Origin of the sequence: Pseudoalteromonas sp. S4492 (genome assembly GCF_005886115.1) — a bacterium.
GTDB classification, from domain to species: domain Bacteria; phylum Pseudomonadota; class Gammaproteobacteria; order Enterobacterales; family Alteromonadaceae; genus Pseudoalteromonas; species Pseudoalteromonas gelatinilytica.
In genome coordinates, this window is record NZ_PNCP01000044.1 from 28,224 (window position 1) to 41,945 (window position 13,722).

Below are 13,722 nucleotides of genomic sequence, written 5' to 3' on the forward strand. Positions count from 1 at the left end.
AATTCTTAATCCTTACAAAGCGGGAAACCAAGTGCTTCACGGGCATCATAGTAACTTTGTGCACACGCTTTAGATAAAGCACGAACACGTAAGATATAACGTTGACGTTCAGTTACTGAGATAGCGTGACGTGCATCTAATAAGTTAAATGCATGTGATGCTTTCATTACTTGCTCATAGGCTGGTAATGGTAAGCCTGCTTCGATTAGTTTTTCGCTTTCTTTTTCACAGTGATCAAACTGTGCAAATAAGAACTCAACATCTGCTTGTTCGAAGTTATAAGCAGATTGCTCAACTTCGTTTTGATGGAATACATCGCCGTATGTTACACGACCCATAGGACCGTCTGCCCATACTAGGTCATATATGCTATCTACGCCCTGAATGTACATTGCTAAACGCTCAAGACCATATGTGATCTCACCTGTTACTGGTGAGCACTCTAGACCACCTACTTGTTGGAAGTAAGTGAACTGAGTCACTTCCATGCCGTTTAACCAGATTTCCCAACCTAGACCCCAAGCACCTAATGTTGGCGACTCCCAGTTGTCTTCTACGAAGCGAACTTCATCAGTGAGCGTATCGATACCAACAGCAGCTAAAGAGCCTAAATAGAGCTCCTGGATGTTCTCTGGTGATGGTTTTAATACTACTTGGAATTGGTAGTAATGTTGTAAGCGGTTTGGGTTTTCACCATAGCGACCATCAGTTGGACGACGGCATGGTTGAACATACGCGCTCGACATTGGCTCTGGGCCAATCGACTTTAAGAATGTTAAAGGATGAAATGTCCCTGCTCCCACTTCCATATCGAGTGGTTGAGCAATCACACAGCCTTGCTGTGCCCAATAGTCCTGTAAAGCCAGGATCAAACCTTGGAAGGTTTTAACGTCATATTTTTGCATATTTGGCTTATAGTATCTGGTGCGTTTAGTCTGAAAATTGCTCTCAGTATACCTTGTGTGCAGTAAGGTTTTAAGCAGTTTGTGCTTTTTCAGTAATAAAAAAAGGAGCCCGTTGGCTCCTTTTTTAAATATCAATTTTAACTTTATACGTCTAAGTTAACTACGCGTAGTGCATTCGTTTCAATGAAGTCACGACGAGGTTCAACTTGGTCACCCATTAATGTCGCGAACAATTGGTCAGCTGCAACAGCATCTTCAATTGTCACTTTCAACATACGACGTGCATCTGGGTCCATGGTGGTTTCCCAAAGCTGATCTGGGTTCATCTCACCTAATCCTTTATAGCGTTGAATGTATAGTCCACGCTTAGATTCAGTAATTAACCACTCTAACGCATCCACAAAGTTATCAACAGGCTGAGTTTTCTCACCGCGTTGAATGTATGCACCCGCTTCAATTAGGTTAGCGATGTTCGCACCCGTTGCAGCAATACGTTTATAGTCACGTGATGTGATGAAGTCATGGTTTAATACATGAGCCTTATCAACACCGTGCTGACGGATATTCACAACTGGATAATACAAGTTGCGCTCAGTATCATGCTCTGTGCTTGCGTGGAAGATAGTTGCATCTTCGTCACGTGCAATTAAGTCATCAACTAAGGTGTTAGTCCACTCTTTAACTTTTGCTTCATTTGATAAATCAGCTTCAGTTAATTCGCTTTGATAGATTAAGCGTTCCATTACCGTGTTCGGGTATTTACGTTTTAAACGCTCAATTACTTTAACAGTGCTTTGATAATCGTGAACAATCGTTTCTAACGCTTCACCTTCAAGTGCAGATGCACCTTCACTTGTATAAAGTGCAGCATTGTTTAATGCTAATGATGTTAAGTAATCAACTAGCGCTGGGTCATCTTTGATGTAGCGCTCTTGCTTACCTTTTTTCACTTTATATAGTGGTGGCTGTGCAATATAAATAAAGCCTTTTTCTACAATCTCTGGCATTTGACGGTAGAAGAAAGTCAGCAATAAAGTACGAATGTGAGAACCATCCACGTCCGCATCGGTCATGATAATGATGCGATGGTAACGTAGTTTTTCTGGGTCATATTCATCACGACCAATACCACAACCTAGCGCGGTGATAAGAGTTGCTACTTCTTGAGAAGAAAGCATCTTATCAAAACGTGCTTTTTCTACGTTAAGAATCTTACCTTTAAGTGGCAAAATTGCTTGGTTTTTACGGTTACGACCCTGCTTAGCTGAACCACCTGCAGAGTCACCCTCCACTATGTATAGTTCAGAAAGTGCTGGATCTTTTTCTTGGCAGTCAGCCAGTTTACCCGGTAAACCGGCTAAATCCATTGCACCTTTACGGCGAGTCATTTCACGCGCTTTACGTGCAGCTTCACGAGCACGTGCTGCATCAATAATTTTGCCAACAACTGTTTTTGCATCAACCGGGTTCTCTAATAAGAACTCTGTTAGTTTTTCTGCCATTGCTTGTTCTACAGCAGACTTAACTTCACTTGATACTAGTTTATCTTTCGTTTGTGATGAGAACTTAGGATCAGGAACTTTAACACTGACAACAGCCGTTAAGCCTTCACGAGCGTCATCACCCGTTGCATTACTGGTTGTTTTCGCTTTTTTATTAAAGCCTTCTTTTTCCATGTAGTTATTTAGCGTACGCGTTAATGCAGCTCTAAAACCAGCTAAGTGCGTACCACCATCACGTTGTGGAATGTTGTTTGTGAAACAGTAAATGCTTTCTTGGAAACCATCGTTCCACTGCATTGATACTTCAACACTGATACCGTCTTCTTCACGCTCATGGGTAAAGTGGAAAACACTTTTATGTACTGGTGTTTTATTACGGTTTAAGTATTCAACGAACGCCTGAATACCACCTTCATATTTAAAGTGGTCTGTTTTCGTTTCTTCGCGCTCATCTGTAAGAATAATGCTTACACCTGAGTTTAAGAACGAAAGTTCACGTAAACGTTTTGCTAGAATGTCGTAATGAAAGTTTAAGTCAGTGAATGTTTCACCACTTGGCCAAAAACGTAATTCAGTACCCGTATCACTTGCTTCACCAATCACTGCCAATGGTGCATCTGGCACACCCATTGTATATGTTTGCTGATGAAGTTTACCTTCACGACGAATTGTTAACTGTAGTTTTTCAGATAGAGCGTTTACTACTGAAACACCTACACCGTGTAAGCCACCTGATACTTTATATGAGTTATCATCGAACTTACCACCAGCGTGAAGTACCGTCATGATAACTTCAGCCGCTGATACACCTTCTTCTTCATGAATAGATGTAGGGATACCACGACCGTTATCTCTTACAGAGACAGAACCGTCTAAGTGAATCGTTACAAAAATATCATCACAATGACCAGCTAAGGCTTCATCGATAGAGTTATCAACAACCTCAAACACCATGTGGTGTAGGCCTGTACCGTCATCGGTGTCCCCTATATACATTCCTGGACGCTTTCTTACTGCGTCTAATCCTTTAAGTACTTTAATACTCGACGAATCGTAATTCTCAGACATGGTTAATCCCACTTATCTTGTTATTAGGTTGCCATGTTTCACGTGGAACATTTTTAGTTCTCGTTGCATGGGTTCCACCACAGCAGAAATACTTTCAGATAAAATTGATGAGATAAAAAGCTGCGAATCGCAATGAGTCAAAAGCTGACCCACTTTTTCTTTTGTATCTTCACCTAACTCTGAAGGTAAGTCATCTATTAGCAATATAGATTGCTTATCTGTTTCTGACTCAATTAAGCTATTTTGCGTTACTTTTAACGCATAAAGCAAGAGCTTCAATTGACCGCGAGAAAATGTATTTTCTACACTGTTACCAGAAACACTAAAACTAAAATCAGCTTTATGCGGACCTTTACTTGTGAAACCTTGTTTGGCATCACGTTCAAAGCTTTGCTCAAGCGCCTCTGAGAGCGTTTCACTCTCTTTCCAGCCCGCATGAAAGTTAATTTCTAAATCGCTTACAAGCGTTAATTCTGCACACATTTTATCAAAAAACTGCTGCTTAAACCTACTTATATACGCGATTCTTAAATTATTTATTTGCTCAGCTAGTCTAACAAATTCTTTGTCCCAAAACTTGATCTGTTCGAAATAATCTCTTGGTTTACTTCTTAATAAAGCATTACGTTGTTTAAGTACTTTATTAAAGGACTGCCATAAATAAAAAAAGTCATGTTCCACGTGGAACAATCCTAAATCAAGAAATTTTCTACGCTCTTTTGGGCCACCAAAAAACAATGAATAGCTTTCTGGCGTAATCACCTGCACAGGTACTAGCTGGGCTAATTCAGAAATTTTACGGCTCGTTTTTCCCTGAATCTTTAAAGATGTTTCACCCGCTTGGTTCTTACTAATTCCAATCGGAATAGACAAATCGTGTAGTGCTTTACGACCATGGATCACAAACTTGTCTTGTTGATGCTGGATGATATTTTTATGTTTGGCGGTACGAAATGATTTACCGTGAGAAAGGAAATAAATCGCCTCAAGGAGACTAGTTTTACCGCTGCCATTTTCGCCATAGATAATGTTTATGCCATTAACCGGCTCAAGTGTCAGCGCCTCAATATTCCGAAAATTATTGAGGCTTAAATGACTTAAACTCATACAAGCTTATAAGCGCATCGGCATAACAACGTACATAGCTTCTTCGTCACCCGCACCTTCAATTAGCGCACTGCTATTTGAATCAGCAAGTGTGAAAACAACATCTTCTGTTTTTAATGTATTTAGTACATCAAGCACGTAAGAAACGTTAAAGCCAATTTCAAGTTCGCCGCCCTGATACATTACCTCAACAACCTCTTCGGCTTGCTCTTGCTCAGGGTTGTTAGCAGTAATTTTTAGTAAACCTTCAGATAGGTTTAATCGTACACCACGGAATTTTTCATTCGATAAAATAGACACACGCTGAAAAGCACTGCGCAACCATTCGCGGTTAGCAGTAATAATTTTATCACCACCACGCGGTAATACTCGACGATAGTCAGGGAAACGACCATCCACCAGCTTACTGGTAAACGTAAATTCAGTATCAATAATACGAATATGGTTAGCACCAAATTGAATGGTAACTAATTCATCATCAGCCACCATAAGGCGCATAATTTCTTGCACACCTTTACGTGGAATAATTAACTGACGTTGTGTATTTAAAGATTGTGGTAATTGCTTTTGTGCAATTGCCAAACGGTGACCATCTGTAGCCACTGTTTTAATGTCTGCGTTATCAACTTCAAATGACATACCGTTTAAGTAATAACGTACGTCTTGATTAGCCATAGAGAAATGTGTGCTTTCTAAAAGCTTACGTAACTCTAGTCGTGTTAGTTGAAACTCTACTTCACCATCCCATTGCTCTAGATTAGGAAAATCCTCAGCCGCAAGTGTCGTCAAAGAGAAACGGCTTTTACCACTGGTAAGTAGTAACTGATGATCTTGGCTACTTAATGTAAGGTCTGAGCCATCAGGTAAACTTTTACAAATATCGAGTAACTTTTTAGCTGGTAAAGTTAGTTTTGTATCAGTGGTATCTTCACCAACAAACACACTCGCTACTAATTCAATTTCAAGATCAGTACCTGTCATCGAAAGTTGCCCGTTTTCAACAACTAACAGAACGTTCGATAAAATCGGTAAGGTGTGCTTACGCTCGATCGCACCAGACACTTGAACTAAAGGTTTTAAAAATTGCTCTCTTGATATTGTTATTTGCATAATAAAGTCGGCCTTAAGATGACAAGGTTCTTATTAAGTTTTGATAATCTTCTTTCACTTCGTGGCTTTCATCACGGAGTGATTTAACTTTACGACAAGCGTGTAATACTGTTGTGTGATCGCGACCGCCAAAGGCGTCGCCAATCTCAGGTAAACTGTGATTTGTAAGTTCTTTTGATAATGCCATGGCCACTTGGCGTGGTCTTGCTACTGAACGACTACGACGTTTAGAGAGTAAATCTGACACACGAATACGGTAATACTCAGCAACAGTGCGTTGAATATTATCTATCGTTACCAGTTTATCTTGCAGTGCAAGTAAATCACGTAGGGCTTCTTTTACAAAATCGATCGAAATTGGACGACCAGTAAAGTTTGCATTAGCAATAACACGGTTTAACGCCCCTTCTAATTCACGTACATTTGAGCGCAATTTTTTCGCGATAAAAAAGGCCACTTCGTGAGGTAAATTGATTTTACTTTGTTGGGCTTTTTTCATCAAAATGGCAACACGTGTTTCAAGTTCTGGCGGCTCAATAGCAATGGTTAAGCCCCAGCCAAAACGTGATTTAAGGCGATCTTCAACCCCTTCTATCTCTTTAGGATAGCGGTCTGAAGTTAAGATAATCTGTTGATTTCCTTCAAGTAAAGCGTTGAAGGTATGAAAGAACTCTTCTTGTGAGCGCTCTTTATTAGCGAAAAATTGAATGTCATCGATCATCAATGCATCAACACTTCGGTAATAACGTTTAAACTCTTCGATGGCATTATTTTGCAGTGCTTTAACCATGTCTTGCACAAATCGCTCTGAGTGCATGTAGACAATTTTCGCGTCTGGCTTATTAGCCATAATACCGTTACCAACAGCGTGTAATAAGTGAGTTTTACCTAAGCCCGTACCACCATATATAAATACAGGGTTAAATGCCGAACCTGGGTTATCTGCAACTTGAGTCGCTGCGGCTTTTGCTAATTGGTTTGATTTACCTTCAACAAAGCTATCAAAGGTATAATTTTCTTTAATGTTTGATTTATAACCTGATTTTGGAGCAGGCTCTACCGCTGCTTTTTCAGGTTTTGGCTGTTGCTTTTCGGTAGTATGTTGCGCACTCACTGGTGCACTTGCTTCCGATGCAGCCGGAGCTGATGCCGCTTGAGCATTTAAAATGGGTTTACTACCTACATCAAAACGTAACTCTGGTGCTTCATCACCACAAATTTCAACGAGTAGTTCATTAATACGGTTTAAATACTTTTCTCTCACCCAATCTAAAACGAAACGATTAGGTGCATATATAGTCAACGTATCTTCGGTACTTTCTGCTTGAAGTGGTCTTACCCACATACTGAATTGCTGTGAAGGCAATTCATCTTGCAATACATATAAACAACTTTGCCAAACCGACAGATACACAGTTAAACTCCCAGAGATTTAATTTTTATTCCCGTTCATCTTTAATGATGGAAAATCAAACATTTATTGCTAATCTTTGACCAACTTTCTTGGCCCAGACCGACTATTATGAAGGTACTTTATCCACAAGTACAAGATTGATTTTTATGAAAAATATGATCTCGGCAACATAAAACATTAAAATATTGATTTTAAAGAAAATTATTTTTTAAGCTCGAACAGTGATCATAACAAATTTAGACGCAGATCGCGATCAAATTCTACGATCGAATTGGCTTTTCCCAAGCTTTTATTCACTTTTTATACAGAGGCTGTGGAAAACTTCTTATTTATGATGATCCTATATGATCACATAAAAGGATCCTTTATAATTACTACCTCTGCAGCGTTTTAATGATTGACTTTTGCTGTCTTCATCTATAATATCTCGCGCTCGCAATGGCACCTGTGCCAGGATCGCGACCTGCATAGGATGTTTTAACCTTAACCGATCGGATGGAATTGTTATGAAAAGAACTTTTCAACCTAGCGTTTTAAAACGCAAACGTACACACGGTTTCCGTGCTCGTATGGCAACAGCAAATGGCCGTAAAGTATTAGCTCGTCGTCGTGCTAAAGGCCGTAAAGTTCTTTCTGCTTAATATATAAGTGGAAGACTTTAGCTTCAGCAGGGAGTTACGTCTGTTAACTCCCTCGCATTACTCTCGAATCTTTAATGAACCAGCACGCGCTGCGACTCCTTTTTTTACCCTATTAGCTAAACGCAATGACCAAACAAATCCTCGATTAGGTCTTACGGTCGCAAAAAAACGCGTTAAAAAAGCCTGCCAACGTAATCGAATCAAACGACTTGCTCGCGAAAGTTTTCGTTTAAATCAACACAAACTCGATAACATTGATATTGTGCTTATGGTTAAAAGTGGTATTGATGAGCAGTCAAACGACGAGCTAACAAAACAACTTAATAAATTGTGGCGAAAAATTAACGAACGCTGCAAGCCTGGTGCACCAAAACCACCACCTTTCAAAAAACGCCCGAATAAATCAGCTAAATCTAATAAACAAGCCTGATAGCAATAGAATTACAGGCTTAATTAAGGTATCTTTAGCTCACCTTTTAATCATGCATTTAAAATTCTACGATAGGAATTTAAATTCATGGTATCCATTGACTAAATTAACGCAGGGGCTGACACATCATGAGGTTACTTAAACCACTTGTTGCTATTCCAAAGCGCTGTTTAGTCATGCTAATACGCGGCTATCAAAAATGGATAAGCCCACTATTAGGCCCGCATTGTCGTTTTAACCCAACCTGCTCTAGTTATGCTATTCAAGCAATTAATTTGCATGGAAGTGTAAAAGGCAGTTGGTTAGCTGTTAAACGCATATTAAAATGCCACCCTTTACATGCTGGTGGGGATGATCCCGTACCGGCAAAAAATCATATTAACCACCAACACGAGAAATAAGAGCTGTTATGGAATCGCAACGCACGTTTTTATTAATCGGCTTGATGCTTGTGTCGTTTTTATTATTTCAAGAATGGAATAACGACTACAACGCACCAAAAGCTGATCCAAGTGCCACAACACAAACACTAGGCGCAACTACACCAGAATCTGATGACTTTATTCCAGCATCATCTGACGGTGAAGTGCCAGCTGCTACTACAGCAAAGCGCTCAGTTATCGATGTAACAACTGATGTATTCACTGTTAAAATTGACACCCGTGGTGGTGACATTATTGAAGCAGACTTACTTCAGTACGAAGAGACAAAAGGCAGTGATACTCCTTACATGCTACTTGGTGTGTTTGACGGTAAACAATACTTCTCACAAAGCGGCTTAATTGGTTTAAATGGCCCAGATGCGACAGTTGAAGGCCGTCCGGTTTATAAAACCACACAAAAAGCATTCACTTTAAATGGTGATGAGCTGCGTGTTCCACTTGAGTTTACTGACAGCAAAGGTGTGACGTTTACTAAAACCTATATATTCAAAAAAGGCGACTACGCTGTAGGTTTAGAGTACACAGTAAACAACGTTACAGCTGACCCAATTCAAGTTCAGTTATACACGCAAGTAAAACGCACTGTACAAGACAAAGGTAGCTTAGTAGATCAAAACTACTTAGGTGCAGCATACGGTACTGAAGAAGAGCCATACGAAAAGTACAGCTTCTCAGACATGGCTGATAAAAACCTTAACATCACCACTGCTGGTGGCTACATTGCATTTATCCAGCACTACTTTGTAAGTGCCTGGGTACCTCAGCAAGACCAACAAAATACCCTTTACAGCAAGTTAGTTGCTGGTAATGCGGCAATTATTGGTACTAAAGGTGAAGCAGTTAACGTACAAGCTGGTACGCAAGCAACACTTAGCTCAACTTACTACATGGGCCCGAAAGAGTCTGATGTACTAGAAGCAATTCACCCCGACTTAGACCTAACAGTAGACTATGGTTGGTTATGGTTTATCTCACAACCATTATTCGTACTACTTAAGTGGTTACACAGCATCCTAGGTAACTGGGGTCTAGCTATCATTGCAATCACGGTTATCGTTAAAACGGCAATGTACCCGCTTACTAAAGCACAATACACGTCAATGGCGAAGATGCGTGCACTACAGCCTAAAATGGCTGCGCTAAAAGAGAAGTATGGTGATGACCGTCAAAAATTCGGTCAAGCGATGATGGAAATGTACCGCAAAGAAAAAGTAAACCCTATGGGTGGCTGTTTCCCGCTGTTACTACAAATGCCAATCTTCTTAGCATTATTCTACGTATTCTTAGAATCAACAGAGCTACGTCATGCTGAATTCATTTTATGGTTAAATGACTTATCAGCAATGGACCCATACTACGTATTGCCTGTTTTATTTGGTTTAAGTATGTTCATCACTCAAAAGCTGCAACCTATGACGGTTACTGACCCTATGCAGCAAAAAATGATGACCTTTATGCCTGTTGTATTCTCTATTTTCTTCTTGTGGTTCCCATCTGGCCTAGTACTTTACTGGTTAGTATCGAACCTTATCTCAATCGCACAGATGCTGATCATCTACCGCGGTATGGAGAAAAAAGGTATTAAGGTAAGAGGCTAAACTCTTAACCCAACAAAAAAGGCGCTAACTGCGCCTTTTTTAATGTCTGAACATGGCTAACCAAGAATGGGAGAATAAACCCGATTCGGCACACTGCGCTCAGTAAAGCTCAAACTCGTTATTAGTAGCGAAGTAACCACCAAACCGATTGCAATCCCCCCAGATACTCCAAGCCACTTTACAGCCGTTGTTTTACGTTTAACTCTAAGCCAACTCATATAGATGCCAGCAGCACTAACAAAGCTCATCAACGTACCAAACAATCCCCAAATAAGTTTAGTTCCGACTCCTGCAAAGTTACCAAAGTGCAATGGATCAGCGGTATCTGAAATCCGGGCTACAATCGGTAATTCTTCTCCTTTTTGTATACCTAGAACTTCACCGGAACTTGGATTTAAATAAACCCGGTTAGCACGTAGACGCAGTAAAATATCATCGTTATATCCACGCACTTCAATAGGCTGATCCGCTTTATTAGGATAGCGGATATAGCGAATATCAAGGCTCGGAAACGCCTGCTTAGCCGCCTCATATGCTGCAGTTAAACTAATTGGCGATAGATGCTTTTCAATACGTTGTTTTTTAAAGTCACTTACCGCTTGTGGTAAAGAAACTGTGTGCGGCACTTTAGCGGTTTGCAGCCCATGTTCGACTAAATACCAAATCCCAGTAATGGCCATCACCGTAATAAACCATAAACTCCAAAGCCCAAACAGTTTGTGCCAATCAGCCCAACTACTGCGCTTATCAAGGCAAAGCGCAGCAGGCTTTTTCATAAAGCCTTGCCACCAGCGCCGATACACATAAAAACTCGAGACCAATAAAATAACGAGTAACACACTCAAACTAGTGACGATTAATTTACCCGTCCAGCCCATCGACAGGTTCATATGCCAGTTACGTAAAAACCGCGATATCCGCGCCCACTCTCCTTCACCGAGTAAGGTGCCAGTTGCGGCATCTAAATAAACAAAACGAAATGAATCACCGACTTTAAGGGCCGCCTCAGTGGCAAGGTAATCTTGTTTATGGCGTTGTATATAGAGTATCTGAGCTTGCGGATAATACTTATTAAGAGTGTTTTCGATAGCTGAGTAGTTAGTAGAGGTAGAAGAACTTAAAGCACGGTATTTTGCGTCTGATAAGTATTCGAGTTCATGACTTAACGTAGCGAGTGTCCCCGATACGCAGGTAACAAAAAGCAGGACTCCTAAAAAGAGTCCTGCCCAAGAATGTAAGTTAAACCAACTTTTAGCGTTCACACGCCACCATTAAAAGCTGTATTTAGCACTTAAATAGACACGACGTGGTTCACCAGGAAAGTGCCCTGTTCGCTCGATAAAGCCACTGCTTGCGTATTCTTTATCAAACACGTTCTTAACTGATAACTGCCATTGCCAGTTATTAATGGTTGTTTGCCACGCCATGTTGTAAATCGTATAAGGTTTAACGCGTTGACCACCTAAACTTAGCTGTTCATCAACATAATCTAAACCAGCAGAAATAGATGATGATAAGCGAGGTAACTCATAGCGTGTCCATATGCCTAAAGTATTTTGCGGTGCGTTGGCAAATTTATCACTATCAGGTATTTGATTGGTAATACTGTCGTTTGCTTTAGTAATACGGGTATCATTATAAGCATAGCTTGCAGTAACCACCCAACGCTCAGTAATGTCGCCAACCACTTCAAGTTCAAAACCTTTACTTTGCACTTCACCAATAGCAACTAAATCATCAACGCCGTCACCTGCAACATCACCTAGTAAGCTAGGCTGCAGGATGTTTTCGCGAACAATATCATACGCCGCCATATTAACAGCAAGTGTGTCTGCTAATAGCTTGGTTCTTAAACCTAACTCGTTGATACGACTAGTTTCAGGCGAGAATGGGCCGCCCTTTGCTGATTCCTGATTACTGGCACTTTGCGGCACAAAGCCAGTGCCATGTAACGCATAAGGGAAGAACATATTGTTAATGTTATAGCTGGTACCAATACGGTAAGTGAGGTCGCTATCAGAAAACTCGGTTTGATTTAACAGATCTTTATCTTCAAAACGGTCATATCTTAAGCCAGCTGTCACACTCCAATTTGCGGTGATATCTAGCTGGTCTTGTAAGTACGCACCAAAGCGCGTGCTATTTGTTTTCCCAAGCCTTGGAGTAATACTATCAAGGTCATAGTCATCAGCAGACGTTAAACCATATTCAGGGTTGTTAAGATCAAGTCCTGGTACTGGGCCACCTTTACTTTGTTGTGTAGCCGTACGGTAAACACTTTCAAAATCATGTTCATACCAATCACTACCAAACAGCACTTGATGCTGCATGTTGGCAAATGCAAACTCCGCAATTGCATTAGCTGTTAAGCTAAACCCTTCGTTCTCACGGACTTGATCACGAAACTCTCGATGACTCCAATCAACAATTCCATCACCGTCAGTATCTACCAGACCTCTTGGCTCATGGTAGTTTTGCACTTCTTTGTTATCAAAATAACGTGCTGTGGCATCTGTGCGCCAAACATCATTAAAATCATGTTTTAAAGTCGCCTGATAAACATGCGCTTCTACATTTTGAAAGTCTGTTGCCTCATTATGGTTCCAGCTTATATCAGTTAAAAAATTGCCATTATCATCAGCCGGGACACCACGTAAACGCGCCCCACCTAATTCTTGCTCTATATAGGTATACTGAGTGGTTAATTCTGTTGCATTGTTTATAAGCCACGTATAACCAAGATCAACAATGGTATTATCGCTGCTAGTATTTTCACGAAATGGTTTTTCAGTATCACGGTAGATGCCAACACGATAAGCATGGTTATCAAGTGATTCACTCAATGTTCCTGTGCTTTCTAATGCGCCACTGAAGAAGTCATCATTCCCCACTTCAACTTCAATACTATGCTCACTGGTGAATTTAGGCTTCTTAGTCACATAGTTAATAATACCGCCCGGATTACCACTACCGTATATAGCACCAGCAGGTCCTTTTAACACCGCAACTTGTTCGATATTAAATAATTGCGGCACAGCAAAGCCATTGAAAGGGTCGCCCTTCACGCCATCGTATAAAATCTCATCTTGGCGAAAACCACGGAATGTCACGCCTGAATAACTAAAGGCATTAACACCAGCAATATTGCTATAAAGATCGGTAATTTGGCGAGCAGCCTGATCGTTAATCAGCTCCTGCGGTAAAATTTGAATTGACTGAGGTATTTTTTCTAACGGTGTATTAGTACGAGTAGCAAAACTTGACTCTGTTGGGCGATATAAAGAAAACGCACGGCCAACAACTTCAATTTTTTCGATCTCTTTAGAGTCATTTTGATCAGTAGAAACTTCAGTTTGCGAATGAGCAATACCTGAAAAACCCGCAGCAAGAGCAATAAAAACAGCAGAAAGACGCATAGTAAAAAGGGACAAGGTTAATAATGCGCAACATGTTAATGAATATAATTATCATTTGCAATGGTCGTTTATTATTAATTAAAGCTAA

Annotated in this window: 11 protein-coding genes; 4 read left to right on the forward strand and 7 right to left on the reverse strand. The window is 40.5% G+C overall.

Going from position 1 to position 13,722, the window contains the following annotated elements:
• Nucleotides 1-5: 5 nt before the first annotated feature.
• From glyQ to dnaA, 5 genes are all read right to left on the reverse strand, one after another.
• Nucleotides 6-905, reverse strand: a complete 900-nt coding sequence (gene glyQ / locus CWC28_RS15070) for a glycine--tRNA ligase subunit alpha (RefSeq protein ID WP_054554789.1) — start codon at nt 903-905, stop codon at nt 6-8.
• A gap of 143 nt (nt 906-1,048) precedes the next feature.
• Nucleotides 1,049-3,475: a DNA topoisomerase (ATP-hydrolyzing) subunit B gene (gyrB, locus tag CWC28_RS15075; protein WP_063701442.1), complete on the reverse strand. Its 2,427-nt coding sequence runs from the start codon at nt 3,473-3,475 to the stop codon at nt 1,049-1,051.
• Nucleotides 3,476-3,487: 12 nt separating this feature from the next.
• The gene (gene recF, locus CWC28_RS15080; protein ID WP_119854117.1) at nt 3,488-4,582 is read right to left on the reverse strand and encodes a DNA replication/repair protein RecF; all 1,095 of its coding nucleotides are present in this window, start codon (nt 4,580-4,582) and stop codon (nt 3,488-3,490) included.
• A 6-nt stretch (nt 4,583-4,588) separates the two neighbouring features.
• Nucleotides 4,589-5,692, reverse strand: coding sequence for a DNA polymerase III subunit beta (gene dnaN / locus CWC28_RS15085; RefSeq protein ID WP_063701437.1), 1,104 nt, complete (start codon nt 5,690-5,692; stop codon nt 4,589-4,591).
• A gap of 13 nt (nt 5,693-5,705) precedes the next feature.
• Complete coding sequence (dnaA, locus tag CWC28_RS15090) at nt 5,706-7,106, reverse strand: chromosomal replication initiator protein DnaA (RefSeq protein WP_105173821.1); 1,401 nt, start codon at nt 7,104-7,106, stop codon at nt 5,706-5,708.
• 506 nt (nt 7,107-7,612) lie between these two features.
• On the opposite strand from dnaA, the gene rpmH reads away from it, so the two are divergent.
• The 4 genes from rpmH to yidC all read left to right on the forward strand — a co-directional run bounded on the left by rpmH (nt 7,613) and on the right by yidC (nt 10,218).
• Nucleotides 7,613-7,747, forward strand: coding sequence for a 50S ribosomal protein L34 (gene rpmH, locus CWC28_RS15095; protein WP_008488847.1), 135 nt, complete (start codon nt 7,613-7,615; stop codon nt 7,745-7,747).
• 7 nt (nt 7,748-7,754) lie between these two features.
• Nucleotides 7,755-8,177: a ribonuclease P protein component gene (gene rnpA, locus CWC28_RS15100; protein WP_063701433.1), complete on the forward strand. Its 423-nt coding sequence runs from the start codon at nt 7,755-7,757 to the stop codon at nt 8,175-8,177.
• A gap of 128 nt (nt 8,178-8,305) precedes the next feature.
• A complete protein-coding gene (yidD, locus tag CWC28_RS15105) occupies nt 8,306-8,578 on the forward strand; it encodes a membrane protein insertion efficiency factor YidD (protein WP_054563758.1) in 273 nt (90 codons plus the stop codon).
• Between the two features lie 8 nt (nt 8,579-8,586).
• A complete protein-coding gene (gene yidC, locus CWC28_RS15110) occupies nt 8,587-10,218 on the forward strand; it encodes a membrane protein insertase YidC (RefSeq protein WP_063701430.1) in 1,632 nt (543 codons plus the stop codon).
• 56 nt (nt 10,219-10,274) lie between these two features.
• On the opposite strand, the gene CWC28_RS15115 is transcribed toward yidC, so the two are convergent.
• Nucleotides 10,275-11,480 carry a PepSY-associated TM helix domain-containing protein gene (locus CWC28_RS15115; RefSeq protein WP_138625351.1) on the reverse strand — a complete coding sequence of 402 codons (1,206 nt, stop codon included), beginning with the start codon at nt 11,478-11,480 and terminating at the stop codon, nt 10,275-10,277.
• 9 nt (nt 11,481-11,489) lie between these two features.
• Nucleotides 11,490-13,634: a TonB-dependent siderophore receptor gene (locus CWC28_RS15120; protein WP_138625352.1), complete on the reverse strand. Its 2,145-nt coding sequence runs from the start codon at nt 13,632-13,634 to the stop codon at nt 11,490-11,492.
• Between the last annotated feature and the right edge of the window lie 88 nt (nt 13,635-13,722).